We start from the raw sequence: 26,337 nt of genomic DNA, 5'->3' as shown, positions 1-26,337 counted from the left end.
CAACGGGATGAGTCCTTAAGGGGTCATCCCGTTTTGCACATTTGAGGTGACGTGTTTGACTAGGTCTGCTTTATTGCTTTTGGAAGATGGAACGGTTTTTAACGGTGTAGCCATAGGTGCAGACGGCTGTTCCGTGGGTGAAGTCGTTTTTAATACGGCTATGACCGGGTATCAGGAAATTCTCAGTGATCCATCTTATGCCCGGCAAATTGTCACATTAACCTATCCTCATATTGGTAATGTCGGGACAACTAGCGAAGATGATGAGTCTGTCGGCGTTTTTGCCAGTGGTTTGGTGATTAGAGATCTGCCGTTGTTGGCCAGCAACTGGCGTAGCGAAAAATCTTTACAGCAATATTTAATGGATAATGATGTCGTCGCCATTGCCGATATTGATACCCGTCAATTAACCCGGATTTTGCGTGATAAAGGTGCGCAACGCGGTTGCATCATGGCGGGTGAGTCGGTTGATCTGGAGATTGCAAAAAAAGCCATTGAAGGCTTTCCAGGCTTGAAAGGGATGGATCTGGCTAAGGAGGTCACTGTTGATCATCCTTATGAATGGACTGAAAATATCTGGTATTTGGAGCATGGACACACACAGGCCGAAAATCTGACTAAACACGTTGTGGCTTATGACTTTGGCATTAAACGTAACATTCTTAGATTATTAGCCAATCGGGGTTGCCGTATCACGGTTGTTCCCGCAACAACGACCGCTGAAACGGTATTGGCGATGAATCCTGATGGCGTTTTTCTGTCTAATGGCCCCGGCGATCCAGAGCCATGTACTTATGCGATAGAGGCGATTAAAACGATACTGGAAAAGAAAATCCCGGTATTCGGTATTTGTCTGGGGCATCAGTTATTGGCTTTAGCCAGCGGCGCAAAAACCGAAAAAATGAAGTTCGGCCATCATGGCGCCAATCATCCGGTTCAGGAAATAGCCACGGGCCGGGTCATGATCAGCAGTCAGAATCACGGTTTTTCAGCCAATGAAGACAGTCTTCCCGATAATGTCATAGTGACTTATCGTTCATTGTTTGACGGCAGCTTGCAGGGTATCAAGCGGACAGATTGCCCTGCGATGAGTTTTCAAGGTCATCCTGAAGCAAGTCCAGGCCCTCATGATGTGGAGTCTTTATTCGATGATTTTATCGAGATGATGGAACAAGTAAACAAATAATCAGCAGAGCAAATCAACAAAATGCCAAAAAGAACCGACATAAAATCGATTTTACTACTGGGCGCCGGCCCCATTGTTATTGGTCAAGCCTGCGAGTTTGATTATTCAGGCACGCAAGCCTGTAAAGCGCTGCGGGAAGAGGGTTATCGCGTTATTCTGGTCAATTCCAATCCGGCAACGATTATGACCGATCCGGATATGGCGGATGCGACTTATATCGAGCCTATCGACTGGCAAACCGTTGAAAAAATCATCGCCAAAGAGCGCCCCGATGCGATATTGCCGACCATGGGCGGACAAACTGCGTTGAACTGCGCGCTGGATCTTGATGCCCATGGTGTTTTGGAAAAATATGGCGTCGAGATGATCGGCGCTAGCAAAGAGGCGATTCATAAAGCCGAAGACCGTGCACTGTTCAATCAGGCGATGCGGAAAATAGGCTATGAAGTTGCCAAATCGAAAACCGCGCATACGATGGAAGAAGCTCTGGCGGCGCAGCAGGAAGTGGGTTATCCGACCGTTATTCGTCCTTCATTTACCATGGGCGGCAGCGGTGGCGGTATTGCTTATAATAAGGAAGAGTTTGTTGAAATTTGCGAGCGTGGCTTGTATTTGTCGCCTACCAACGAGTTGCTGATTGAAGAGTCGGTGCTGGGCTGGAAAGAATACGAAATGGAAGTGGTGCGTGATTCCAAAGACAACTGCATCATCGTCTGTTCCATTGAAAACTTCGACCCGATGGGCGTGCATACCGGCGATTCCATCACTGTAGCGCCGGCGCAAACTTTAAGCGATAAGGAATATCAGATTCTGCGAAACGTCTCTTTGGCAGTATTGCGTGAGATTGGCGTCGATACCGGCGGTTCCAACGTACAGGTCGCCATTAATCCGAAAGACGGGCGGATGATCGTTATCGAGATGAATCCGCGCGTATCGCGTTCGTCGGCGTTGGCGTCCAAGGCAACCGGTTTCCCGATTGCCAAAGTAGCCGCAAAACTGGCGGTAGGATACACGCTGGATGAATTGAAAAACGAGATCACCGGCGGCGCGACACCGGCATCGTTTGAGCCGACCATTGATTATGTGGTCACCAAGATTCCGCGATTTACCTTTGAAAAATTCCCGCAAGCGGATGATCGCTTGACCACGCAGATGAAGTCTGTGGGTGAAGTCATGGCTATTGGCCGTACTTTTCAGGAATCACTGCAAAAAGCCTTGCGTGGATTGGAAATCGGCATCAGCGGTCTTGATGAAATTATCGATTTGAACCGGGACGATGCCCAGGAAAAAATGCAGCGTGAAATGCGCCATCCGGGGCCGGACCGTTTGCTTTATGTTGCAGACGCATTCCGGAGCGGCATGAGGCTGGAAGATGTGCATGAGGCCAGTAAAATCGATCCCTGGTTTTTGGCGCAGGTTGAAGATCTGGTCATTACTGAAAAATCATTATCGACTAAAACCTTATCGACCTTGAAAGAAGGCGAGCTGTACAAATTAAAGCGCAAAGGTTTTTCCGATATACGTCTGGCCAAGTTGCTGGATACCTCAGAGTCTGAGGTGCGCAATGTGCGGCATAAACAGAACATTCGCCCGGTTTATAAACGCATAGACTCGTGTGCGGCCGAGTTTTCGTCCGACACGGCTTATTTGTATTCAACCTATGAACAAGAATGCGAAGCGCGGGTTTCCGATAGGGAAAAAATCATCATTCTCGGCGGCGGGCCTAACCGTATCGGGCAAGGTATCGAGTTCGATTATTGCTGCGTGCATGCTGCGTTGGCATTGCGTGAAGATGGCTATGAAACCATCATGATTAATTGCAATCCTGAAACGGTTTCTACCGATTTTGACACCTCGGATCGCTTGTATTTTGAGTCGTTAACATTGGAAGATGTGCTGGAAATTGTTCATATAGAACAACCCAAAGGCGTGATTGTTCAATATGGCGGTCAAACGCCGTTGAAATTGGCGCGCGCATTGGAAGCGGCTGGCGTGCCCATTATCGGCACCTCGCCGGACTCGATTGATTTGGCTGAAGACCGTGAGCGCTTCCAAAAACTGCTGGAAAGACTAAATTTACGTCAGCCGCCCAATGCCACTGCGCGATCTGTCGAGCAGGCGATTAATGCGGCAACAAAACTGGGTTATCCACTGGTTGTAAGACCTTCCTATGTTTTAGGCGGCCGAGCTATGGAAATCGTCTTCAATGAAGAGGGTTTGCAGCGTTACATGAAAGAAGCGGTTAGTGTGTCTAACGATTCACCGGTGCTGCTGGATCGATTCCTGGATGATGCGGTCGAAATGGATGTTGATGCCATTTATGACGGGGAGCAGGTATTGATCGGCGGCTTGATGGAGCACATCGAACAGGCCGGCGTGCATTCAGGCGATTCTGCATGTTCGCTGCCGCCGTATGAATTAGCGCCATACCTCCAGGATAAATTGCGCGAACAAGTGACTAAAATGGCGGAAGCTTTGGGCGTGATCGGTTTGATGAATACCCAGTTTGCTATTCAGGGCGAGGATATTTACGTGCTTGAAGTCAATCCAAGAGCCTCGCGTACTGCACCTTTTGTGTCCAAAGCAACCGGTTACCCGTTGGCTAAAATTGCGGCGCGGTGCATGGTTGGACAAACCTTGGCGCAACAAGGCATTACCGAGGAACGCATTCCTAGTTATTATTCGGTTAAAGAAGCGGTGTTTCCGTTTGTTAAGTTTCCAGGCGTTGATCCATTATTGGGCCCTGAAATGAAATCAACCGGTGAAGTGATGGGGGTAGGCAAAACCTTCGGTGAAGCTTTTGCTAAATCTCAGCGCGCTGCCGGTGTCAACTTGAATCACAGCGGCAAAGTGCTTATCAGCATTCGAGATGCAGATAAAGCCAAGTTGCCTGATATTGCCAGAATGCTGGTCGATAAAAAATATGAAATTGTCGCCACCGGCGGCACCGCAAAGTTTCTTAAAGACGCAGGTATTTCTTGCGAAGTGGTTTATAAAGTTAATGAAGGTCGGCCTAACACGGTTGATATGATTAAAAACGATCAGATTCAACTGATTATTAATACGACGGAAGGCAAAAAAGCCATTTCGGATTCATTTACGATGCGGCGGGAAGCCCTGCAGCACCGCGTAACGTATTACACGACGATGGCCGGTGCAAAAGCGGCCTGTTACGCGTTGGGTGAATTGGATGCGGGCGATGTGAATTGCTTGCAGGATCTGCATAAGAGCCTGACTTAATAAAATTATTGGAGTTTTTAAAAAAATGAATAAAGTACCTCTCACCGTTAAAGGTGCAGAAAAATTACGCGCTGAATTGGAAGAATTAAAGTCGGTCGTGCGTCCGCGTATTATTGCGTCAATTGCCACGGCTAGAGCGCACGGTGATTTGAAAGAAAACGCCGAATATCATGCGGCGAAAGAACAGCAAAGCTTTGCCGAGGGGCGTATTAAAGAAATTGAAGGTAAACTTTCTAATGCACAAATTATTGACATTACCAAGGTGGATGCCAATGGCAAAGTAGTGTTTGGTGCGACAGTGGAAATAGAAGAGATTGAATCCGAGAGAAAGGTGATCTATCAAATTGTTGGCGAAGATGAGGCCAATATCAAGGAAGGTCGTATTTCAATCGGCTCGCCGATTGCCAGAGCCCTAATCGGTAAAGAGCTTGAAGACGTTGTGACGGTTAAAGCCCCGGGCGGCAATGTCGACTATGAAATTATCTCGATTGAGTATATTTAGGCTAAAGGCTAAAGGCAAAGAAGAGGTGTCTTGAGCGTTTAGCCTTGTAGCTTCCACCTAATTCATTTGTCTGGATTTAAGCGGTAAATAACAATAATTTGACCGATACCGTGAATGAGCTCGGCTCCTGTGTCAGTGCAGATTTTCTCGCTGATTAGCTTGCGATCTTCCCGTTCAGCGCGAATTCGCACTTTAATCAGTTCGTGGACGTTAAGTGCCAATTCAATCTCTGCCAGCACGGCTGCGGTAAGTCCTGCTTGGCCTATCATAATGACGGGTTTTAAGCTGTGCGCTTGAGCCCGGAGTTTTTTCTTGTCTGCAGAGTTCACTCTTTAATTCCTAAATCAAAAGCCTGAATTTTACACTAAAATATAGTTATGGGACGAAGTAAAAGTAGCAGTCGTTGGATGCAAGAGCATTTTGATGATGAATACGTCAAAATGGCACAAGCTCAGGGCTATCGTTCGCGGGCGGTTTTTAAATTGAAAGAAATTCAGGATAAGGACCAGCTTATTAAGCCGGGGATGAATATTATCGATTTGGGTGCTGCTCCCGGGGGATGGTCGCAGTATGCGCGTCAGATTATTGGTAAAAAAGATAAGATTATTGCGTTGGATATTTTGGCAATGGATCCGTTGGAGGGTGTCGATTTTATACAGGGTGATTTTCGTGAGCAAGCCGTTCTTGATCAATTGTTCGCCGTACTAGGCGGTGCTCCGATCAATCTGGTGATGTCGGATATGGCGCCGAATATGAGCGGCAATAAAGGCGTAGATCAGCCTCGCTCTATTTATCTGGGGGAACTGGCATTGGAAACATCCAAGGCTGTGCTGGCAAAAGAGGGGGTTTTTTTGGTGAAGTTATTTCATGGCGCAGGTTTTGAAGAGTTTCATAAGGAGGTTCAACGGTCCTTTGCAAAAGTGGTTATCAGAAAGCCGAAAGCATCAAGACCGCGGAGTAATGAGGTTTATATTTTAGCTAAAGGCTTTAAATAACCTTTTGTCGTCCTAATAATAATAAGACGTAGCGTAGAAAGTATGATGAAGTTGTATTTTTCACGTGGAGATAAGTTCCAAATAAATAACGACGGTCAGGAAAGTTAACTCCTGATATAATTAGTCAGTTTTTAAATCGAGAGCCGTTCAGGCCCGGGGTGTGTAAATTGAACGATATGATGAAAAATATAATTCTATGGGTCGTCATTGCAGTGGTATTGATGTCCGTCTTTAATAATTTTGGCCCGCAAAATAGCAGGGCTGATTCGTCGATATCTTATTCGCAATTTATTGATTCGGTTAAATCGGGTCAAGTTCAACAGGTAGTGATCGAAGATAATATCGTCAAAGGCAAGATGCAGGATGGTCAAATATTTAAGACCTATGCGCCTTCAGATCCCCATTTAGTCGATGATCTACTGGCAAATGGTGTAGAAATCAAGGCGGTTCCGCCTGAGCAGCCTTCTATGTTAATGCAGTTGCTGGTTTCTTTTGGGCCGATGTTGCTGCTGATTGCAGTATGGGTTTTCTTCATGCGGCAAATGCAGGGCGGTGGCGGTGGCGGTCGCGGTGCAATGAATTTTGGTAAAAGCAAGGCCCGTATGCTTGAAGAAGATCAGATTAAGGTTACTTTTGCCGATGTAGCCGGCTGTGATGAGGCTAAAGAAGAAGTCGTTGAAATGGTCGATTACCTTAAAGATCCAGCGAAATATCAGAAATTAGGCGGAAAAATTCCTCGCGGGGCATTGATGATTGGTCCTCCGGGAACAGGAAAGACTTTGTTGGCCCGGGCAATTGCCGGTGAGGCTAAAGTCCCGTTCTTCACCATTTCCGGTTCGGATTTTGTTGAAATGTTTGTCGGTGTCGGTGCATCCCGTGTTCGGGATATGTTTGAGCAAGCCAAAAAACATGCACCCTGCATTATTTTTATTGATGAAATAGATGCTGTTGGTCGTCAGCGCGGCGCCGGTTTGGGTGGTGGCAATGACGAACGCGAGCAAACTCTAAACCAATTGCTGGTCGAGATGGATGGTTTTGAAGGTAACGAAGGTATTATTGTCATTGCCGCTACAAACCGTGCAGATGTATTGGATAAGGCTTTGTTGCGTCCAGGCCGGTTTGATCGTCAGGTAACAGTAGGCCTGCCAGATGTCAGGGGGCGTGAGCAGATTCTTGCAGTGCATATTAAAAAAGTGCCTATTGCTGATGATGTTGAGGTTAAATATATAGCGCAAGGTACTCCGGGATTTTCTGGAGCCGATTTGGCTAATTTGATCAATGAAGCCGCTTTATTCGCCGCAAGAATGAATAAACGTGTTGTCAGTATGGCAGACTTGGAAAAAGCCAAGGATAAGTTGATCATGGGTGTTGAAAGAACCTCTATGGTTATGAACCAGAAAGAAAAGAAAATGACTGCTTATCATGAAGCAGGACATGCGATAGTTGGCAAGCTGGTTCCTGAACATGATCCTGTCTACAAAGTTAGTATTATGCCTAGGGGCCGTGCACTGGGTGTTACTATGTTTTTGCCAGAACGGGATCAGTACAGTGCCAGCAAGCAAAAGTTAGACAGTATGATTTCCAGTTTGTACGGTGGTCGTATCGCTGAAGAAGTGATTTTCGGCCGGGAGCAAGTTAGTACCGGCGCATCCAATGATATTGAGCGAGCCACTGAGTTGGCTAGAAATATGGTGACTAAATGGGGTTTTTCTCAGCGTCTGGGACCATTGTCCTATAGCGAAGAAGAAGGCGAGGTTTTTCTGGGGCGTTCAGTGACGCAGCATAAAACAGTTGCCGAAGAGACCTCTCATACCATTGATGAAGAAATTCGTTCTTTCATTGATCGGAATTACGAGCGTGCCGAAGTGATTCTGAAAGAAAATCTAGATATTCTTCATGCTATGGCGGAGGCGTTGATGAAGTATGAGACCATCGATAAGTTTCAAATTGAGGATTTGATGGCTCGTAAGCCGGTTAGGGATCCTCATGGATGGGATGATAAGCCGCCTTCTCATGGTGAAGTAATAACGGATGATATTAAAAGTAAGGGGGGCGTGAAAAATGAGAAGTCAATTGGCGGCACCGCCGAGCAAAGCTAATAGTATTCATAGTTGACACTAAAGGAGAGGCGTAATGCCTCTCCTTTTTTTTGTATGTAATTTTAAACGGCAAAAGACGCAAATAATCGGTTTTTGTCTTTAGTTTTTACCTGTTTTTAGGCTTTAGAATCATGACAAAAAAATATTTTGGAACAGATGGTATTAGGGGTAGGGTCGGAGAGCATCCAATAACAGCAGATTTTTTTCTGAAGCTAGGTTGGGCTGCTGGGCGAGTGTTTGCAAGCGAAGGCAATGGTTTTGTTCTAGTTGGTAAAGATACGCGTATTTCGGGTTATATGTTTGAGTCGGCATTGGAGGCAGGGTTAACTGCTGCAGGTGTTGATACTCGTTTGTTGGGTCCCATGCCAACACCGGGTATAGCTTACTTAACTCGTACTTTAAGGGCGCAAGCGGGCATTGTCATTAGCGCCTCTCACAATCCTTATTATGATAATGGGGTTAAATTTTTCTCTGTGCAGGGAACGAAACTGCCCGATGAGATAGAGCAGAAAATAGAACGGCATCTTGACTCGCCGATGACTACGGTAGAGTCGGCAAAATTGGGTAAGGCGAAACGGTTGGTTGATGCTGCTGGTCGATATATTGAGTTTTGTAAGGCTAGTGTGCCGACTCGACTTGATTTTAGCGGCATGAGGATAATACTAGATTGTGCTCATGGAGCAACTTATCACATCGCTCCCCATGTGTTTAGTGAGGTGGGTGCTGAAGTTGTTACGATAGGTGCAGAGCCGGACGGCCTTAATATTAATGACGAATGCGGTGCAACTAAGCCAGAGAAGTTGGCGGAAACAGTTCTAGCTTACCGAGCAGATTTTGGCATTGCTCTGGATGGCGATGGCGATCGATTGGTAATGGTCGATCACAAAGGTGAAATTGTTGATGGTGACGAGCTTATTTATATTATTGCTAAAGCGAGACTGGATGCAGGGCAGATGTCCGGACCTGTCGTAGGCACGTTAATGACGAATCTGGGCATGGAGCACGGCCTGAAAAAGTTGGGGATCAATCTGCTTAGGGCAAATGTTGGTGATCGGTATGTTATGGAAATGTTGACTGAGCATAAAGGAATCTTAGGCGGTGAAAATTCCGGTCATATTATTTGTCTGGATAGAACAACAACCGGGGATGGTATTATTGCCGCCTTGCAGATCATGGCTGAAATGCAATGTACAGGTAAAACCTTACATGAATTGAAATCCGGTATGCAAAAATATCCGCAAGTTTTGGTGAACGTAAAAACAAGCAAGAAAATAAATCCGGATCAGGATGATGGTATACAAAAAGCCGTGAAAGCCGTCGAGAAAAAGCTCGGAGATAGTGGCCGGGTGTTGCTTAGAGCTTCGGGAACAGAGCCATTAATTCGTGTAATGGTAGAGGGTCAGCAGGAGTATTTGGTTAGAAATTACGCGCAACAAATAGCGGATGAGGTTAAGAAATCAATAGGAGCTTGAATTAGGCGCTATTAATATATATCATAAGCGATTTGATTCTATGTGAGGAGTAGTGATGCGTCGGTCTCTAGTTGTAGGAAATTGGAAGATGAATGGAACTCTTGCCAGTGCTGAGTTACTTGTAAATGGTATCATTGCCGGATTAGGAGAAAATGGCGCGGATATTGCTATATGCGTGCCTTACGTGCATATACCGAAAGTAAGTGAATTGGTAAAAAGCACCTCGTTGGCATTGGGTGCGCAAAACGTTGGAGATAAACCTTCAGGCGCATTTACCGGTGAAATTTCAGCGGCGATGTTAAGTGAATTCAATTGCAAGTATGCCCTTGTAGGGCATTCAGAAAGACGCAGCTATTACGGCGATACTAACGAATCGGTAGCCGCACGGTTTTGTCAGGCACAAGAGCACAATATCATTCCTGTTCTCTGCGTTGGTGAAACGTTGGAGCAACGCGAACAAGATCAGACGTTTGCGGTGATTGATGCTCAGCTTGATGCTGTGATTAATTTGGCAGGTATTGCTGCTTTTAGTGCGGCAGTGATTGCTTATGAGCCTGTATGGGCCATAGGCACAGGAAAAACGGCAACTGATGACCAGGCTCAGGAAGTTCATCGGTACATAAGGCAGTCTATTGCTGCTAAAGATCAGGCCATTGCCGATAAAATACAGATTTTATATGGCGGTAGTGCTAAACCGGATAATGCAAAAGGCTTGTTTGCTATGCCGGACATTGACGGCGGTTTAATCGGTGGGGCTTCGTTGGATGCGGAATCCTTTTTGAAGATTTATCATTCAATTTAGAGTAATTTAAACTTTATTATGTATCAGGTAATTATTGTTGTTCATGTGCTGTTGGGTTTAGGAGTTGTTGGCTTGGTATTAATGCAACAAGGCAAGGGTGCTGATGCAGGCGCTGCTTTTGGCACGGGTTCTTCGGGTTCTGTTTTTGGAGCTCAGGGGGCGGCATCGTTTTTGTCTCGAGCTACGGCAATTCTAGCCACTTTGTTTTTTATGACCAGTTTGGGGCTTGCGGTTTTGAACGGTAAGCAGGGTGCTGCTTATGACCTAATGAACACCCCCAAGGTTGAAGAACTGGATACACTTGGTATTCCTGATGTAGGTGGTGCAAAAGGTGTGGTCGATACCTCCCCCGTGCCTGACGTCGAATCCAAAGAAGTGCCTGTTGCAGCTCCTGTAACCGAGTAAGCAGTTAAAAAAGTAATAAATACTATTTAAAATATAAGAAAAGATATTTTGCAAATAATAAAACAATTATGTATTAAATAGTATTTTTACGATCAAGTTTTAGCCGATGTGGTGAAATTGGTAGACACGCCATCTTGAGGGGGTGGTAACGAAAGTTGTGCCGGTTCAAATCCGGCCATCGGCACCAATATATACCCTGCTAGGGGTCTTCTCTAGTGGGGTGTTTTTTTATTTGCTACAACGAAAAATACATAAATTTAAGTTTCTAGAATAGAAGTGCGATACAGCAAAATAATTAGGTCATATTAAAAAATTATACGTAGAGTGCTGTAATATTCGTACAGGGTTTTGCTTTGTAAATTAGAGATTAATGGAGAAAACAATGGCAAGTATTCTTGCAGTTGACGATTCAGCTTCAATGAGAAAAATGGTTTCATTTACTTTAAGAGCTGCTGGATACGATGTCGAAGAGGCAGTGGATGGGGTCGATGCTTTAGAAAAAGCACAGGCTAGGAGATTCGATTGCGTAGTAACCGATGTTAATATGCCAAATAAAGACGGGATCACGTTAATTAGAGACTTGAGAGCACTCCCTGATTATAAATTTATTCCAATGCTGATGCTGACGACTGAGTCAGGCATCGAAAAGAAGCAAGAAGGTAAAGCTGCCGGCGCAACAGGATGGATGGTTAAGCCGTTCAATCCTGATCAATTATTAAAAACATTACTAAAAGTTTTAGGCTGATCGGTACTATCATATCTGAGCGTATTAAGTGCGTGCAGGGAACTCTATGTCTATTAGACTATGTTAGTCCCATGCGGTTTTATGCTGAGTGTTTAGATGAAGAGTTTAAGTGTTTATCCAGATAGGTATCACTAAAGAAAGTTTTTGGGTTAATTTTTAACCTTGTTTAAATGAATTTAGGCGCATACAGGTAAGTCTATGTCTATTGATATGTCACAATTCCATCAGGTCTTTTTTGAAGAGTGTTTCGAAGGTCTTGAAGCAATGGAGTCAGGATTGTTAACTCTCGATATGGGGGCTATTGATTCGGAAATAATCAATACCATTTTCAGGGGGGCACATTCAATAAAGGGCGGCAGTGGAACTTTTGGGTTTGCTGTTGTTGCCGATTACACCCATATTATGGAAACCCTGCTCGATGAGATGCGGGATGGGCGTAGGCAGGTAACCCAGCCTGCAGTAGATGTTTTGCTTGGTTCTGTTGACTGCCTTAGGGAGATGTTGACGGCTATACAAAATGAACAGATTGTTAACGATGTCAGCGTAGCAACGCATAAAACGGCTTTGGAAATTGTGCTTAATGGCGGTTCGATCGCCGAAGAACCCGCTTCTCCAGTTGAACGGAAATCGGCAAATGTAGCGGCTGTTGTCAATATTGCTCCTGATATTATTGAAGAAAAATCCGTTGAATTAGCAGGACAGGGCTGGAAAATAGCTTTTTGCCCCTATTTGGATTTGCTTAAAACGGGTAATGATCCTGTCAGGCTGTTTCGTGAATTGAATGAGCTAGGTGAATTAACAACCATGGCTAATATTCAGGATGTTCCCGATTTTTATGAATTAGATCCAGAGGAATGTAATATTTCTTGGGATTTAAACGTTGCCGGAGATATTTCCGAGGATGACATTAGGGAAATATTTAATTGGGTTGAAGGCGATTGTGAAATAGAAATTCAGCCGTTTGCCAAAGCCGTAAAGCCACTCCTCCCCGTTGTAAAAAAAGCCGATCCTGAACCTGCCCCAGTAATCATATCTAATAATCCAGACCCAAAGCCCGTTGAGGTCAAACCTAAGGGTGTTGAAGAAACCAAAAAATCGGATACGCAGGATACTGATAATGAAGCCGCAAAAACCACGGTAAAAGCCAGTTCGATTCGGGTGGATACGGATAAAATCGATACTTTAATCAATATGGTTGGCGAAGTAGTAATCACGCAGTCTATGTTGGGGTTAGTCGGTGAAAACTTTACCATGGATAAGGTGGGGCAGCTTAAAAGAGGACTTGCCCAGTTAGAACGGCATACTCGCGATCTACAGCAAAGCGTCATGAACATTCGGATGCTACCGATCAGTTTTGTTTTTAGCCGATTTCCACGGCTAGTACATGATATCAGCGGTAAATTAGATAAAAAAATTGCACTGAAACTGGTCGGAGAAAATACCGAGGTTGATAAGGCCGTCGTTGAGCTAATTAATGATCCCTTAGTCCATTTGATTAGGAATAGTCTTGATCACGGTATAGAAATGCCTGCGGATCGGGTCGCGGCAGGTAAACCGGAAACGGGAACCATCGAACTGAAGGCGTATCATCGCGGTGGTCACATTGTCATAGAAATTATTGATGATGGTCGCGGATTGGATAAAGATAAGCTGTTGGCAAAGGCCATAGAAAAAGGCTTAATTGAAGAAAGTAATCTTCTTACCGAAAAGCAGATATTTGAACTGATCTTTATGCCGGGGTTTTCTACAGCTGAACAACTCACTGATATTTCCGGTCGCGGTGTGGGTATGGATGTCGTTAGAAGAAATATTCAGTCACTCGGTGGCAATATAGAAATCATATCTGAGTTGGGCAAAGGGACAACAATAGCAATTCATTTACCGTTAACGCTGGCAATCCTTGACGGTCAGTCTGTTGCGGTGGGAGGTGAAACTTATATTGTGCCATTAGTATCAATTATTGAATCAATTAATATTACCGAAAAAATGTTAAATAAAGTTGCGGGAAAAGGAGAAACCTTTCGCTTGCGCAATGAGTATTTACCTGTAATTAGAATGCGCGGAATTTTTAATGTTCATTCGGGCAACCCAACAAAGTCGAAAGAGGGTGTCCTTGTAGTCGTTGAGGGCCAAGGCGAGCTGTGTTGCTTACTGGTAGACGAGTTATTGGGTCAACAACAGGTTGTTATTAAATCATTGGAAGCAAATTATCGGCGGGTGGAAGGTGTTTCAGGTGCAACTATTTTGGGTGATGGTTCTGTTGCACTGATTCTCGATGTCCCAGGCTTGGTGCGTTTTTCAATTCGCTAATATAAAGCACAAATAGATAAAATCAGATATGGCACAACAAGCTGAAAATAAAGATATTGACCAATATCACTACAGTAAAAACCTGGATAATGCAGTGCAATATTTGAGTTTTGCTTTAGGCCAAGAAGAATATGGGGTTGATATCCTTCGGGTACAGGAAATACGAAGTTGGGAACCTGTTTCCAGAATACCTAATGTTCCTTATTATGAAAAAGGTGTGGTTAATTTACGTGGTTCCATTGTGCCGATTCTTGATTTGAGAGAAAGGTTTAATTTAAGTAAAGCTGAATATACTCCGTTAACGGTAGTTGTGGTGTTGCAAACTGGCGACAGCAACAAGGCACGCATAATGGGCGTTGTTGTTGACTCGGTTTCTGACGTGATTAGTGTGGATAAGACCGAAATTCAAGGCGCTCCAGACTTTGGGGCTAAAGTTAGTAACGAATTCATTAACGGACTGGTATCGGTTAATGAGCGCATGGTAATGCTGCTTGATGTAGACAAATTACTGAAACTAGAAGAGTTGGACCAGGATGAAAACTAAAGCCTTCCGTATTCCGATCACGCTTCGTACTTACATCCTTTTAGGCAATAATATTAATGAATTTGGCAAGGTTTGTGAGATGTTAAGAGGTAGCGTAGCGTGAAAATTAATATGCCGATAACCAATAATGAGGTTATTCTGAAAAAAGGATCAATCCTGGTTTCACGAAGCGACTTGATGGGACGTATTACCTACGTCAATGATGCATTTGTTGAAACCAGCGGATTTACCCGTGATGAGTTGATAGGACAGGAACATAATATTGTCCGTCATCCGGACATGCCAGCAGCGGCTTATGAGGATTTATGGAAAACCTTAAAACAGCTTAGACCCTGGCAAGGCATGGTAAAAAACAGGTGCAAAAACGGCGATCATTATTGGGTCGAGGCCAATGCCATGCCGTTATTTAAAGACGGGAAAGTCTATGAATATCTTTCCGTCCGGCACCCGCCAAAGCGTGATCTGATTCCGGCTACGGAGCAGTTGTACAAAAAACTCAGCGCCGGCGAAGTAAAATTAAACCCTACTGGTTTAGCTTCGATAACTAAAGCTATTAGCGAAATAGCTTTAGCGAAAAAAAATGCTTTTGTAGTGACGGCTTTTTTAGGGCCTATATTTTTGCTGATGTATCGATTATTCCTGGCGCAGGAATACGTCTTGTTAGCGGGCGTTGCTTTGGTTGCCATGGTGGCATCGGCACTCAGTATTAATATGACTCGGGTCATAACCGATACGCTGGAAACGGCAATCACTATTTGTTATCGGCTGAGCAGCGGAAGTTTCGGCAATAAAGTGAATTTGAAGCGAGAAGATCAGCTGGGCGATTTTTTGCGTGGCTTGTATTGCATGGAAGTCAAGTTGGGTGTCGATCTGGCCGATTTCAAGCAAGGTCTCGCAGAATCCAAACGGATTACACAAGCTCTGGATAATGTTCAATCCGGTGTCATGGTAGCGAATAAGAATTTTGAAATTATTTACATGAACGATAGTGTTCAGAAGATATTCAGTAAGGCAGAAAGTGATATTCGCAAACAGTTACCTGATTTTTCAGCCGATAAATTGATGGGGTCCAGTATCGACCTATATCATAAGAACCCTGCTTTTCAACGTGGGCTATTGGAAAAACTACAGGAACCCCAGACGTCGCAACTCTTAATCGCCGGTCATTATATGAATCTTATCGCTAGCCCCGTTAATAGCGATGCTGGCGAACGTATTGGGTATGTTGCTGAATGGCAGGATAGAACCCATGAAGTTTTAGTTGAGCAAGAAATCGATCAATTGGTGCAGGGCGTTAAAGCCGGTAACTTGAGTGCGCGTATAAAATTAACTGACAAAGAGGGATTTACTAAAACACTATCTGCCGGCATCAATGAATTAACAGATGTCATTGAAAGTGTCTTTAGTGACGTTAACAGGGTCATGGAAAACATGGCTGAAGGTGACTTAACCACTGCCATTACCAACGAATATCAAGGGGTCTACGCTGAGTGCAAGAATAATATTAATAGTACTTTGGCAAAGCTTAGTAACTTTATCATTCAAATCAGAGATGCAGCTGATTTTATAGACAGTTCATCGCAGGAAATGGCCAGCGGTAATAATAATCTGTCACATCGAGCCGAACAGCAGGCGGCCAGTTTAGAAGAAACGGCCGCCAGTATGGAAGAGCTAGCCAGTACCGTAAAAAATAATGCGCAGAATACGGTTCAAGCGACTGAGGTTGTTAATTCAGCAAGCCAATTAGCTCAAAAAGGCGGCGGCGTAGTGAAATTAGCTATTGCTGCAATGCAGGAAATTAATGAAAGCAGTAATAAAATCGCGGAAATTATTGGCGTAATTGATGAAATTGCCTTTCAAACTAATCTGTTGGCACTCAACGCGTCTGTAGAAGCGGCCAGGGCTGGAGAGCAGGGGCGTGGATTCTCTGTTGTTGCAACCGAAGTGCGTAACCTGGCGCAACGGAGTGCAACCGCCGCACAGCAAAGTAATGAACTTATCCAGAACAGCGTGCAGAAAGTTCGTGCCGGAACAGCATTCGTCAATGAAACAGGCATAGCGCTAACTGAAATTGTCGAAAGTGTTACCAAAGTCGGCGATATTGTTGCACACATCGCCAGTGCCAGTTCAGAGCAATCAGCGGGTATCGAACAAGTCAATCAAGCAGTTTCTCAAATGGACGATATTACTCAGCAAAATGCGGCTTTGGCAGAACAGGCTGCAGCAGGGAGTATTGCGATGAGTGAGCAGTCTACCCATATGACCCAGTTGCTTAGCTTCTTTAGGGTTAATTCAAAAAACGGATCGGCAGCGGCTAGGCCGGTTGCGCTCAGTAATAGGGTACCAGTGGCACCCGTAAGGGCGCCGACAAAAAAAGCGGTGGCTCCTGCTGCTTTGCCAGCGAGTAAGCCAAAAATAGATAGCAGCGATGAATGGGAAGAGTTTTAATCAAGGCTCTAGGGCGTAATTCAGGTTTTTTAAATTGCGCGCCCTGAATCTTTTACCTCATCTAACCCTATAATCGACAGGAAACTATAACAATGACAACAGATGAGCAGTCAAATAATAGTCGGGTAGAGCAATTTCTCACCTTTCAACTTGCAGATGAAGCGTATGGCGTTGAGATTTTAAAAGTACAAGAGATTCGTGGCTGGGAAGCGGTTCGCGTGATACCGAATACACCGGCTTTTGTTAAAGGCGTATTGAATTTACGCGGTTCCGTTGTGCCTATCATAGATTTACGGGAACGGTTTTCTCTGGAACGTTGCGAATATTCCGCTAAAACGGTCGTTATTGTACTTTGTGTCGAAAACGGTCCAAACCAGTTTGTCATGGGCATAGTCGCTGATGCGGTTTCTGATGTACTGGATATTAATTTGGAAGATGTCAAAAAAGCCCCAAATTTTGGTTCGAAAATCGATACTCGCTACATGCGAGGTATGCATGTGTATAAGAAAAAAATGATTATGCTCTTGGACGTTGATAAATTGCTCAATCCCGATGAGGTTGAGGGAATTGAAAGTTTGGTGTGACAGGTGAGAATTGTTGCAATAATTAATCAGAAAGGTGGAGTTGGAAAAACGACAACTACTGTAAATTTATGTCATGCCATTGCAGAATCGGGGTTAAAAGTCACCGTTATTGATCTTGATCCACAAGGCCATTTAGCCGTTTCTTTAGGCATTACTGCGCAAGGGCTTGGCGGTATTGATGAAGCTATGCTTAAACAGAAAGGGATTCAGCAACAGATTATTTTCGTCAGGGAAAATTTACAACTCATTGCGTCAGGATCCAAACTTAAGGATATTGAGTATCTAGCGGGCAATCATTCGCCTCGTGGTGTTTTATTAAAAGACGCCTTGCATGGATGTCTTAATGATCAGGACTTTGTGTTTATTGATTGTCCACCGTCTTCAGGATTACTGGTTGCGAATGCATTAATTGCAGCTGACGAAATTTTGATTCCTATGTCCAGTGATTTCCTGGCGCTACAAGGATTATCTCATTTAATGGGTACGATTAAGAGATTTGAAAAAGCGTTGAAAAGGAAATACAAAACATTATTAGTGATGTCTCGATATTCGCCAGATAGACGAATATCGAGACAGGTGTTAAATGTTCTGCTTACGCATTTTCCCGAACAAATATTAGCGACAGTGATCAGAGAAACGGCATTACTTGCAGAATGTCCCAGCTTTGGTAAAACCATTTTAGAATATAGTCCAAAAAGTCGTTCAGCAAGGGATTTTCGTAGTCTTGCTCATGATTTTCTTGAAGACAAGGTGATGTATGGCAACAACTGAAGAAAATGATTTAATCGGCTACGATCCTTTAGCGTGGATGGAGGCCAGCACTGATAAAAATGAAGAAATAATTGCTAATGAATATTGTGGCGGTGACGACACTTCATTGGAAGAGCAGCCATTCATTGATAATGAAATGAGCATGACCGATGATTATTCAGATGATTTGATAGAAGATGCCGAAGAAGGTATGGCTTTAGCGACTGAACAAGATAAAGTAATGATAGATGAAACTGAGAGCGCAAGCGATAGTGCCATCATGGCTGAAGCAGTTGCCGACGATTGCATGGATGCAGGAGGTAGAGCACCAACAGTAGGCGCTTTAGGCGACGCAGGAGCAGTTGCCGACGACTGCATGGATGCAGGAGGTAGAGCAACGCAGGGAGCAGTTGCCGAGAATTTTTCGCCAGAAGAGCCGGATTCACAAATTGATTTAGACGCTACCTTGACTATTCAAAATGTCGCCAAGTTGCACGAACAACTGAAGAATATCTTGGCTGTACATGATGAAATCGAAATAAATGCATCTGACGTATCGTCAATCGATACGGCTACTTTGCAGCTACTGGTTTCATTGAAAAAAAATGCAGATAAGTTGCAAAAGAAAGTCACTATTATTTATCCATCCCCTCGATTTATTGAGTCTGCGCAGTTGTTGGGTTTGCTGGATGTGCTTGATGTTCATGACCTGTGACTTTTGATGGACGGGGAAGGGATTAGAAATGGCTATTGTTGAGAAGGATCGCGAATTTAAATTCACAGCTGATGATTTTAATTTTTTAAGAAAGTTGTCTAATGAGCATTCAGGTATCCAGGTTCCTGATGAAAGATTTGATATGTTTTATTCCAGATTATCCAAGCGGGTAAGAAAGCTTGGATTAGCGGACTTTGAAGCCTATTGCCAGTACCTTAAAGATTATCCGGATCACGAGTTTACTGAATTTATCAACGCCATAACAACCAATTTAACCGCCTTTTTTAGAGAAATACATCATTTCGATTATGTCCGTGATGTTGTTATTCCAGAAATTTTGATCAGAAATAAAGCCTCACGACAAATCAGGGTGTGGTCCGCCGGTTGTTCTACGGGCGAAGAGTCTTATTCTTTAGCGATTACCTTGTTGGAAAATGTACCCGGTGACTGGGATATTAAAATTTTAGCAACTGATTTGGATACCCATGTTTTACAAACAGCCTCGGATGGCGTTTATACCGAAGATCGTGTCAGTGATTTGTCAGAAGAGATGCTTAAGCGTTGGTTTATGCGGGGTAAATCATCGCAGTCAGGTCAAGTTAAAGTAAGACATCAATTACAACAAATTATTCAGTTTAAAAAATTAAATTTAATGCAGGATTGGCCGATGAAGTGTCATTTTGACTTTATTTTTTGTCGTAATGTTCTTATATACTTTGATCGTGAAACCAAGATCTCACTCGCGAAAAGATATGCTCAAATGTTGTCTAGTCGGTCATGGTTATTTATTGGACATTCAGAGTCATTAAACCAACTTTCAAATGAATTTGAGTTGGTTGCGTGTACCAGTTACCGGAAAAAGACGTGAACATTCATGAATAGTAGTAAAGATGTTGGTCTACCCTCCATAGACGGCTTTGATCACATTAACCGATATATGGATAAAGACCACGGTGTGATTGCGGCAAAGATTTTGCCGGGTGAGTATTATGTCACTCAGGAAGATGAATTGATTACAACGGTATTAGGTTCTTGTATATCGGCCTGTGTTCGGGACAAAGTGTCAGGTGTGGGCGGGATGAATCATTTTATGTTGCCGGAAACTACAGCCGATAAGCTAAAACAAGGTAATGAGGCGGTGGTTGGCAATGCAACCCGCTATGGGAATTTTGCCATGGAACATTTAATTAATACTATTCTCAGTAATGGTGGTAAAAGAAAAAACCTGGAAGTTAAGGTATTTGGCGGAGGTAAAATCATTCCAACCTTGACTGATGTCGGTCTTAAAAATATTGACTTTATCTTGGAGTATATCGATACAGAAGGGCTGGCTCTTTTATCCCAGGATTTGGGTGATATTTATCCCAGGAAAATAATTTACTTTCCTAAAACAGGTAAAGTCGGAATGAAAAAAATCAAAGACTTACATAATGATACCGTTATAAGAAGAGAGCGGCAGTACTTTAACGAGATTAAAAATTCACCTGTTGAAGGTGAAGTCGAGCTTTTTTAAGAGTATACAATGAGTAAAATTCGTGTATTGATTATTGATGATTCATTGCTAATCAGAAAGGTACTGACTGAGATTTTAAATTCGTCTCCAGATATTGAAGTAGTTGGCGCTGCCGAAGATCCTCTTATTGCCCGAGAGATGATTAAGGCATTAAATCCTGATGTATTGACTTTGGATATTGAAATGCCGCGTATGGACGGAATAACCTTTTTACGTAATTTGATGCGTTTGAGGCCAATGCCTGTTGTGATGATTTCAGCGCTCACAGAAAGTAATGCTGAAGTTACGTTAACTGCTTTGGAGTTGGGTGCAGTAGATTTTATAGCTAAACCAACAATGGATGTAGAAAACGCATTAAATGACTATGCCGATGATATTATTACTAAGGTAATAGTCGCGTCAAAAGCTAATATTAGAAGGCTTGAATAATGAAGTCTGCAATCAGAAATTCTGGAGCGGTAGCGCGCAGGGAAAAACGTATGCATGTCGTGAACTCCAGTAATGATGTAATCGCTTAAAATAAAGTGGTAACAATCGACATTAAACATGCACCTATTAACGGTGATGGTGGACTTCTTTTAGAGTGGACTTATGGGTAAGATACGCGTATTGGTTATTGATGATTCAGCATTAATTAGGAAAATATTGACTGAAGTTTTAAGTTCGTCACCCGATATTGAAGTTGTCGGTGCAGCAGCGGATCCTCTTATTGCCCGAGAGATGATTAAGGCATTAAATCCTGATGTATTGACGCTGGATATTGAAATGCCGCATATGGACGGGATAACCTTCTTAAGCAACTTGATGCGCTTAAGGCCTACACCGGTTGTAATGATCTCTACGCTGACTGAACATGGTGCGGAGGCCACTTTAAATGCTCTGGCGCTAGGTGCGGTCGATTTTATTGCTAAACCCAAGGTTGATGTTGTTAATACGCTGAATGAGTATGCCGAGGAAATTATTTCCAAAGTTATCGGTGCTGCCCAGGCTAAAGTCGGCAATATTTACAATAGAGCAATCAAGCCTAAAAGTCCTGTCGCAACCGTTTCTGATGTTTCAGAAAAGCACTCAGTTGATGTGATTCTTAAAGCCGCGCCGATAAAAACGCCTATTAGTTCCACCAGTAAGATAATTGTTTTGGGCGCCTCAACGGGAGGAACGGAGGCCATTAAGGCGGTTGTTAAAGGCTTCCCGGCAAATACCCCGCCTATTTTAATAACCCAACATTTACCCGCTGCATTTAGTGCATCATTTGTCCGGCATGTTGACCTGGTAACGGAAATGTCAGCGTGTATTCCCAAGCATGGTCAGACGATTGAGCCGGGTAATATTTATCTTTCACCTGGAGACATGCACATGCTGGTGATTAGAGACGGAGGTAAATATATTATTCAGTTGAGCGATGGATTGCCTGTTAATCGACATAAACCTTCCGTTGATGTTCTGTTTCGTTCAGCTGCTCAATGCGCTGGGGCTAATGCCGTTGCGGTGTTATTAACAGGCATGGGCGCTGACGGAGCCATGGGCATGAAAGAAATGCATGATGCGGGTGCTAAAACAGTTATTCAGGATGAACAAACCAGTGTGGTTTGGGGTATGCCGGGTGCTGCATTTAAGTTAGGTTGTACTGATTATGTAGTACCGTTAGAAAATGTTTCGAGTAAAGTTTTAAGCTTAATTAACTGATGTTACGCACCGACTGCGAATTATCAACAACTTACGGTTATTTTTTGCTTTGTAATGCATTGATTTTTTGTCTTCCTGGGTAACATCAGTTAGTTAAGCCTGGCAGTATTAGCAAAGTTAACTAGAAAATAAGCTGATAAGGTTCTTTGATATTATCTTACTGATAGGGCGTATATTTTCATCAAAACTTATCCTAACCGGCTAAGAGCGTATTTCGCCATGTACAGAATTTAAAAAAATATTATTTTTTACACTGTTTAATTAAATATGACTAATCAGACTAAATCACAATTTGTTGCGGTAGCTTCCATTACCTCGGAGTTAAGTGCGGTCATGGTGGTGGCCAAGGAAATATCATTAGCAGCAGCCAATGCCAAGGCTATTGCCTTTAGGGCGGGAGATAAGGCGAAAGGGTTTCAGCCGATTACCGACTTTATTAATGAGCTGGCTAAAGAAACAATTGAATTGGTTACCGATATCAATATACATGCACTGGTGTTATATCGATTAACGGTCAATGAATTCCAAAAAACGACTGCTTATAATAAATTTGAGTTGGCCGCAAAAATGGCTGGAGATGCTGTTTATGCTAATACGATGCAGGAGCCATTAGATAATGCAAGACTTTCGATGCAAGATTGCCAGAGACAGTTTAAACGGGATGTCTCGCAACTGTTAGGGCAACTTGAAGCGGTGATGCATCATGCCCGTGCCGCACGGGTTATCGCTGCAAACTCAAGGATTGAAGCATCGCAGGCGGGTGAATATTTACAGAGTTTGCAGGCCGTTGCTGAAAGTGTAGATAAAGCTGCGCATACTATTCACGATAATGTGCAGCGATGCAGAATTGCATTATCCATTTATCGCAATAACTAAATAGCTGCTAACAGCAGAGGGCATTGTTTTTCTATGAAAATGACCAAGATTTATGAAGGATCGCACCAATGGATTATGTTTGGAAGGGATGAAGGCAAACCCGCTAATATAATCGATACCAACCAATATGTGGTGCGCACGGCTGATCGATGCCTACTTTTGGATCCAGGTGGTGCCGAGCTATTTGCGCCGATGATGGCAGCGGTATTGCATCATGCCCCGGTGGATCAAATAACGGATCTGTTCGCTTCGCACCAGGATCCTGACGTGATCTCATCGCTGGGTTTGTGGGACCAGGCGTTAACCAATGCCAAGCTTCATGCGCCGGCTATTTGGGAGGGTTTCTTGCGGCATTACAGCTGTGAATCAATAGAATATGTACCTATTCCAGATAATGGTGGAACCATTAAACTGGATTCTGTGGAATTGCAGATCATTCCTGCCCATTATTTGCATTCGCCCGGTAATTTTCATGTCTACGACCCGCAGGCTAAAATTTTGATGACAGGGGATATCGGAGCCGCTTTTGAAGCGCCCGATGCCCCCGTGTTTGTTGATAATTTCACCGCACATGTTGAAAAAATGCGTCATTGGCATCAACGAATGATGCCGTCAAATCAGGCCAAGAGAGTCTGGATTGAACGGGTAAGAAATTTGGATATAGATATTTTGGCTCCACAGCATGGACGGATGTTTAAAGGTGATGATGTCAAACGCTTTTTAGACTGGTTTGATGCATTACAGGTAGGTATTGCCGTTTAATCAATTTCAACCTGTTGAAGTCAACAAAAATTTAAAAAAAGGGGAACCTAATAGATTTAGGCTCCCCTTACCAAGAGAAGGTAAGTAAGAGCGCATATTGATATGTTAGCAATGCCAAGGCAGAATGATAATGTGACCTATTGTCACATATAGACGCTACGGTTATTTTTATAAGAATTGAGTTAAAAAATAAAAGCTGATTAATAACCTAGATGCATCAATAAATAAGCATTCTATTAAGGAGTTATGATGGCAGAGCAAGCAAACTATATCCGTTGGTTTAATGAACTAACCATTGACGATGTCCCTCTTGTAGGCGGCAAGAATGCCTCGCTAGGTGAGATGTACCGGGAATTAACGACGCAAGGTATCCAAATTCCAAACGGTTTTGCCGTAACCGCCGAGGCTTACCGTTATGTGCTGGAGCACACCCATAGCTGGGAGGCGCTGCATCAAGCACTGGATGACTTGAATCCTGACGATGTCGCCGATCTTGCCAAACGCGCACGTAAAGCCAGGGAGATAATCTACGCTGCACGTTTTCCTGAAGACCTTGAGCAGCAAATTATCGCGGCCTTCAAGCAATTGAAAGACCAGTATGGCGATGATTTAAGCGTTGCCGTGCGTAGTTCCGCCACCGCCGAAGATTTACCGACCGCCAGTTTTGCCGGGCAACAGGATACTTTCCTCAATATACGCGGAGATCAGGCCTTGCTGGATTCCTGCAAACGCTGTTTTGCCAGCCTGTTCACTGATCGCGCGATACATTACCGGGTCGACCAAGGCTTTGACCATTTCAAGCTGGCCTTATCGATAGGCATTATGAAAATGGTACGCTCGGACCTGGATGCCAGCGGCGTGATGTTTTCGCTGGATACCGAATCGGGATTCAGGGATGTGGTGTTTATTACCGGCGCCTACGGGCTGGGCGAAAACGTCGTGCAAGGCGCGGTAGACCCCGACGAGTTTTATGTGCATAAGCCCACTTTTGAACAGGGGCATCGGGCGGTATTAAGACGTACCTTGGGCGCGAAGAAAATAAAAATGGTTTACAGCGACGGGCGCACCGGTGAATCTACCCGCAATATTGTGACTTCTGCTGAAGAACGCAATCGCTTTTGTCTTAACGATGCCGATGTTTTAACCCTGGCCGATTACGCCATTAAAATAGAAAAACATTACAGCGCCAAAGCAGGTCAGGCCAAACCGATGGATATGGAATGGGCGAAAGACGGTCTTGACGGCACACTGTATATCGTTCAAGCGCGCCCGGAAACCGTGGTTTCCCAATTGAGCGGCATGGTCTTGGAGCAATATCGTCTTAAAGAAAAGGCCGAGCCGGTTATCACCGGCCATGCGGTAGGCAGCAAGATTGCCACGGGTAATGCGCGGATTATCGATAATGTCGAGCAGCTAAACACCTTTAAAGCGGGCGATGTGTTGGTTGCCGATATGACGACGCCGGATTGGGAACCGGTGATGAAAATAGCTTCGGCGATAATCACTAACCGGGGCGGACGCACCTGTCACGCGGCGATTATCTCCCGTGAATTGGGCGTTCCCGCCGTCGTCGGTTGTGATAATGCCACGACCCTCATTAAAAACAATAGCCCGGTCACCGTATCCTGCGCCGAGGGTGATGTCGGTAAAATCTATTCCGGCCTGCTCGACTTCGATATTAACAGCACCGACTTGTCGGGTCTGCAACATCCAAAAACCAATATCATGCTCAATATCGGCAATCCCGAACTGGCCTTTAAGACCAGCTTCCTGCCCAATGACGGCGTGGGTTTGGCGCGGATGGAATTTATCATTACCGAATACATCAAGGTGCATCCTATGGCGCTGATACACATGGAGAAAGTGCAAGACGCCGGTGAGCGGGAACAGCTAAGCCAGTTAATGCGCAATTATGCCAGCGCTGAAGATTACTTTGTGCAGAAACTATCGGAAGGTGTCGGCACCATTGCCGCTGCGTTTTATCCCAAGCCCGTCGTCGTGCGGATGTCGGATTTTAAAACCAATGAATACGCCACCTTGCTCGGCGGACGCTGGTTTGAGTTTGACGAAGCCAATCCGATGATCGGTTTTCGCGGCGCATCGCGTTACATCCATCCCGCTTACGCAGAAGGTTTTGCGCTGGAATGCAAAGCCATGAAACGGGTGCGTGAGGACATGGGCTTAGCCAATGTTATCTTGATGATCCCGTTTTGTCGCCGCGTAGAAGAAGCTCGACGTGTCCTTGACTACATGGTGCAGTTGGGTTTGAAGCGCGGCGAGCAGGGACTGGAAATTTACGTGATGTGTGAGATTCCCAATAACGTCATTCAAATCGACGCCTTTTCCGAGTATTTCGACGGCTTTTCTATCGGCTCCAATGATTTGACCCAGCTTACCTTGGGCGTAGATCGCGACTCCGCGATCATCGCCGAAGATTTTGACGAACGCGATCCCGGTGTTAAAGAAATGATACGCCTTGCTGTTGAAGGTGCGCATCGTAACGGTAAGCATTGCGGACTTTGCGGCCAAGCGCCGTCGGACTATCCCGAGATGGCGGAATTTCTGGTAGAAATCGGCATCGACTCGATGAGTTTGAATCCCGATACCGTGTTACAAACTACGCAGCTGGTATTGGAAACTGAACGGCGATTAAACCGGAAGTTGTAATAATGTTCTTGCTAAAGCATTCCAATTTTTGTTTGT

Annotated in this window: 23 protein-coding genes and 1 tRNA gene; 23 read left to right on the top strand and 1 reads right to left on the bottom strand. The window is 44.2% G+C overall.

The genetic code is table 11. From position 1 onward, the window contains the following. Positions 1-55 precede the first annotated feature (55 nt). The 3 genes from carA to greA are packed head-to-tail and all read left to right on the top strand — an operon-like array spanning position 56 to position 4,928. Entirely contained in the window at positions 56-1,186 is a 1,131-nt protein-coding gene (gene carA, locus ABXJ76_RS14450) for a glutamine-hydrolyzing carbamoyl-phosphate synthase small subunit (protein WP_432741432.1), read from the top strand. Positions 1,187-1,207: 21 nt separating this feature from the next. Continuing rightward, complete coding sequence (gene carB / locus ABXJ76_RS14445) at positions 1,208-4,426, top strand: carbamoyl-phosphate synthase large subunit (RefSeq protein WP_432741431.1); 3,219 nt, start codon at positions 1,208-1,210, stop codon at positions 4,424-4,426. Positions 4,427-4,451: 25 nt separating this feature from the next. Then, positions 4,452-4,928: a transcription elongation factor GreA gene (gene greA / locus ABXJ76_RS14440; RefSeq protein ID WP_432741430.1), complete on the top strand. Its 477-nt coding sequence runs from the start codon at positions 4,452-4,454 to the stop codon at positions 4,926-4,928. Between the two features lie 62 nt (positions 4,929-4,990). Here greA and yhbY read toward each other — a convergent pair whose 3' ends face one another. Further along, entirely contained in the window at positions 4,991-5,257 is a 267-nt protein-coding gene (gene yhbY / locus ABXJ76_RS14435; protein ID WP_432741429.1) for a ribosome assembly RNA-binding protein YhbY, read from the bottom strand. Between the two features lie 48 nt (positions 5,258-5,305). On the opposite strand from yhbY, the gene rlmE reads away from it, so the two are divergent. The 20 genes from rlmE to ppsA all read left to right on the top strand — a co-directional run bounded on the left by rlmE (position 5,306) and on the right by ppsA (position 26,301). Continuing rightward, on the top strand, positions 5,306-5,923 hold the full coding sequence (gene rlmE, locus ABXJ76_RS14430; protein ID WP_432741428.1) for a 23S rRNA (uridine(2552)-2'-O)-methyltransferase RlmE: 618 nt from the start codon (positions 5,306-5,308) through the stop codon (positions 5,921-5,923). A 176-nt stretch (positions 5,924-6,099) separates the two neighbouring features. Next, on the top strand, positions 6,100-8,022 hold the full coding sequence (gene ftsH, locus ABXJ76_RS14425) for an ATP-dependent zinc metalloprotease FtsH (RefSeq protein ID WP_432741427.1): 1,923 nt from the start codon (positions 6,100-6,102) through the stop codon (positions 8,020-8,022). A gap of 131 nt (positions 8,023-8,153) precedes the next feature. Beyond that, positions 8,154-9,494 carry a phosphoglucosamine mutase gene (gene glmM / locus ABXJ76_RS14420; RefSeq protein WP_432741426.1) on the top strand — a complete coding sequence of 447 codons (1,341 nt, stop codon included), beginning with the start codon at positions 8,154-8,156 and terminating at the stop codon, positions 9,492-9,494. 55 nt (positions 9,495-9,549) lie between these two features. Next, on the top strand, positions 9,550-10,296 hold the full coding sequence (gene tpiA / locus ABXJ76_RS14415; RefSeq protein WP_432741425.1) for a triose-phosphate isomerase: 747 nt from the start codon (positions 9,550-9,552) through the stop codon (positions 10,294-10,296). 18 nt (positions 10,297-10,314) lie between these two features. Continuing rightward, a complete protein-coding gene (secG, locus tag ABXJ76_RS14410) occupies positions 10,315-10,701 on the top strand; it encodes a preprotein translocase subunit SecG (protein WP_432741424.1) in 387 nt (128 codons plus the stop codon). A gap of 102 nt (positions 10,702-10,803) precedes the next feature. Next, positions 10,804-10,888 (top strand) — tRNA-Leu (locus ABXJ76_RS14405). A 195-nt stretch (positions 10,889-11,083) separates the two neighbouring features. Continuing rightward, positions 11,084-11,446: a response regulator gene (locus ABXJ76_RS14400; protein WP_432741423.1), complete on the top strand. Its 363-nt coding sequence runs from the start codon at positions 11,084-11,086 to the stop codon at positions 11,444-11,446. A 198-nt stretch (positions 11,447-11,644) separates the two neighbouring features. Beyond that, positions 11,645-13,756 (top strand): chemotaxis protein CheA, encoded by a 2,112-nt coding sequence (locus tag ABXJ76_RS14395; RefSeq protein ID WP_432741422.1) that lies wholly within the window; start codon positions 11,645-11,647, stop codon positions 13,754-13,756. Between the two features lie 28 nt (positions 13,757-13,784). Beyond that, positions 13,785-14,300, top strand: a complete 516-nt coding sequence (locus ABXJ76_RS14390) for a chemotaxis protein CheW (protein WP_432741421.1) — start codon at positions 13,785-13,787, stop codon at positions 14,298-14,300. A gap of 99 nt (positions 14,301-14,399) precedes the next feature. After that, positions 14,400-16,748 (top strand): methyl-accepting chemotaxis protein, encoded by a 2,349-nt coding sequence (locus tag ABXJ76_RS14385; protein ID WP_432741420.1) that lies wholly within the window; start codon positions 14,400-14,402, stop codon positions 16,746-16,748. A gap of 92 nt (positions 16,749-16,840) precedes the next feature. Further along, positions 16,841-17,332, top strand: a complete 492-nt coding sequence (locus ABXJ76_RS14380) for a chemotaxis protein CheW (protein ID WP_432741419.1) — start codon at positions 16,841-16,843, stop codon at positions 17,330-17,332. Positions 17,333-17,335: 3 nt separating this feature from the next. Then, entirely contained in the window at positions 17,336-18,103 is a 768-nt protein-coding gene (locus ABXJ76_RS14375) for a ParA family protein (RefSeq protein WP_432741418.1), read from the top strand. Beyond that, on the top strand, positions 18,090-18,797 hold the full coding sequence (locus tag ABXJ76_RS14370; RefSeq protein WP_432741417.1) for an STAS domain-containing protein: 708 nt from the start codon (positions 18,090-18,092) through the stop codon (positions 18,795-18,797). Before ABXJ76_RS14375 ends, ABXJ76_RS14370 begins: the two co-directional genes overlap by 14 nt. 28 nt (positions 18,798-18,825) lie before the next feature. Further along, positions 18,826-19,665, top strand: coding sequence for a CheR family methyltransferase (locus tag ABXJ76_RS14365; protein ID WP_432741416.1), 840 nt, complete (start codon positions 18,826-18,828; stop codon positions 19,663-19,665). 6 nt (positions 19,666-19,671) lie between these two features. Continuing rightward, positions 19,672-20,310, top strand: a complete 639-nt coding sequence (cheD, locus tag ABXJ76_RS14360; RefSeq protein ID WP_432741415.1) for a chemoreceptor glutamine deamidase CheD — start codon at positions 19,672-19,674, stop codon at positions 20,308-20,310. Positions 20,311-20,319: 9 nt separating this feature from the next. After that, positions 20,320-20,739 (top strand): response regulator, encoded by a 420-nt coding sequence (locus tag ABXJ76_RS14355; protein WP_432741414.1) that lies wholly within the window; start codon positions 20,320-20,322, stop codon positions 20,737-20,739. A gap of 162 nt (positions 20,740-20,901) precedes the next feature. Further along, the gene (locus ABXJ76_RS14350; RefSeq protein ID WP_432741413.1) at positions 20,902-21,996 is read left to right on the top strand and encodes a protein-glutamate methylesterase/protein-glutamine glutaminase; all 1,095 of its coding nucleotides are present in this window, start codon (positions 20,902-20,904) and stop codon (positions 21,994-21,996) included. A 267-nt stretch (positions 21,997-22,263) separates the two neighbouring features. Beyond that, positions 22,264-22,872: a chemotaxis protein gene (locus tag ABXJ76_RS14345; RefSeq protein ID WP_340121227.1), complete on the top strand. Its 609-nt coding sequence runs from the start codon at positions 22,264-22,266 to the stop codon at positions 22,870-22,872. Positions 22,873-22,905: 33 nt separating this feature from the next. Further along, on the top strand, positions 22,906-23,634 hold the full coding sequence (locus tag ABXJ76_RS14340) for an MBL fold metallo-hydrolase (RefSeq protein WP_432741412.1): 729 nt from the start codon (positions 22,906-22,908) through the stop codon (positions 23,632-23,634). A 249-nt stretch (positions 23,635-23,883) separates the two neighbouring features. Further along, entirely contained in the window at positions 23,884-26,301 is a 2,418-nt protein-coding gene (gene ppsA, locus ABXJ76_RS14335) for a phosphoenolpyruvate synthase (RefSeq protein WP_432741411.1), read from the top strand. The last annotated feature ends 36 nt before the right edge of the window (positions 26,302-26,337 follow it).

Source organism: Methylobacter arcticus, from assembly GCF_050917435.1.
GTDB classification, from domain to species: domain Bacteria; phylum Pseudomonadota; class Gammaproteobacteria; order Methylococcales; family Methylomonadaceae; genus Methylobacter_A; species Methylobacter_A titanis.
The sequence above is the reverse complement of the archived record's forward strand: the minus strand, read 5'-3'. Positions and strand labels throughout refer to the sequence as shown.

What these genes read in the sequence shown, in the direction of transcription:
- ABXJ76_RS14355 (WP_432741414.1), top strand. Translation starts at nt 20,320, where the DNA reads ATGAGTAAAATTCGTGTATTGATTATTGATGATTCATTGCTAATCAGA.
- rlmE (WP_432741428.1), top strand. Translation starts at nt 5,306, where the DNA reads ATGGGACGAAGTAAAAGTAGCAGTCGTTGGATGCAAGAGCATTTTGAT.
- ppsA (WP_432741411.1), top strand. Translation starts at nt 23,884, where the DNA reads ATGGCAGAGCAAGCAAACTATATCCGTTGGTTTAATGAACTAACCATT.
- ABXJ76_RS14395 (WP_432741422.1), top strand. Translation starts at nt 11,645, where the DNA reads ATGTCTATTGATATGTCACAATTCCATCAGGTCTTTTTTGAAGAGTGT.
- tpiA (WP_432741425.1), top strand. Translation starts at nt 9,550, where the DNA reads ATGCGTCGGTCTCTAGTTGTAGGAAATTGGAAGATGAATGGAACTCTT.
- ABXJ76_RS14365 (WP_432741416.1), top strand. Translation starts at nt 18,826, where the DNA reads ATGGCTATTGTTGAGAAGGATCGCGAATTTAAATTCACAGCTGATGAT.
- secG (WP_432741424.1), top strand. Translation starts at nt 10,315, where the DNA reads ATGTATCAGGTAATTATTGTTGTTCATGTGCTGTTGGGTTTAGGAGTT.
- ftsH (WP_432741427.1), top strand. Translation starts at nt 6,100, where the DNA reads ATGATGAAAAATATAATTCTATGGGTCGTCATTGCAGTGGTATTGATG.
- cheD (WP_432741415.1), top strand. Translation starts at nt 19,672, where the DNA reads ATGAATAGTAGTAAAGATGTTGGTCTACCCTCCATAGACGGCTTTGAT.
- glmM (WP_432741426.1), top strand. Translation starts at nt 8,154, where the DNA reads ATGACAAAAAAATATTTTGGAACAGATGGTATTAGGGGTAGGGTCGGA.
- ABXJ76_RS14350 (WP_432741413.1), top strand. Translation starts at nt 20,902, where the DNA reads ATGGGTAAGATACGCGTATTGGTTATTGATGATTCAGCATTAATTAGG.
- ABXJ76_RS14370 (WP_432741417.1), top strand. Translation starts at nt 18,090, where the DNA reads ATGGCAACAACTGAAGAAAATGATTTAATCGGCTACGATCCTTTAGCG.
- ABXJ76_RS14340 (WP_432741412.1), top strand. Translation starts at nt 22,906, where the DNA reads ATGAAAATGACCAAGATTTATGAAGGATCGCACCAATGGATTATGTTT.
- ABXJ76_RS14390 (WP_432741421.1), top strand. Translation starts at nt 13,785, where the DNA reads ATGGCACAACAAGCTGAAAATAAAGATATTGACCAATATCACTACAGT.
- ABXJ76_RS14380 (WP_432741419.1), top strand. Translation starts at nt 16,841, where the DNA reads ATGACAACAGATGAGCAGTCAAATAATAGTCGGGTAGAGCAATTTCTC.
- ABXJ76_RS14345 (WP_340121227.1), top strand. Translation starts at nt 22,264, where the DNA reads ATGACTAATCAGACTAAATCACAATTTGTTGCGGTAGCTTCCATTACC.
- carB (WP_432741431.1), top strand. Translation starts at nt 1,208, where the DNA reads ATGCCAAAAAGAACCGACATAAAATCGATTTTACTACTGGGCGCCGGC.
- greA (WP_432741430.1), top strand. Translation starts at nt 4,452, where the DNA reads ATGAATAAAGTACCTCTCACCGTTAAAGGTGCAGAAAAATTACGCGCT.
- ABXJ76_RS14400 (WP_432741423.1), top strand. Translation starts at nt 11,084, where the DNA reads ATGGCAAGTATTCTTGCAGTTGACGATTCAGCTTCAATGAGAAAAATG.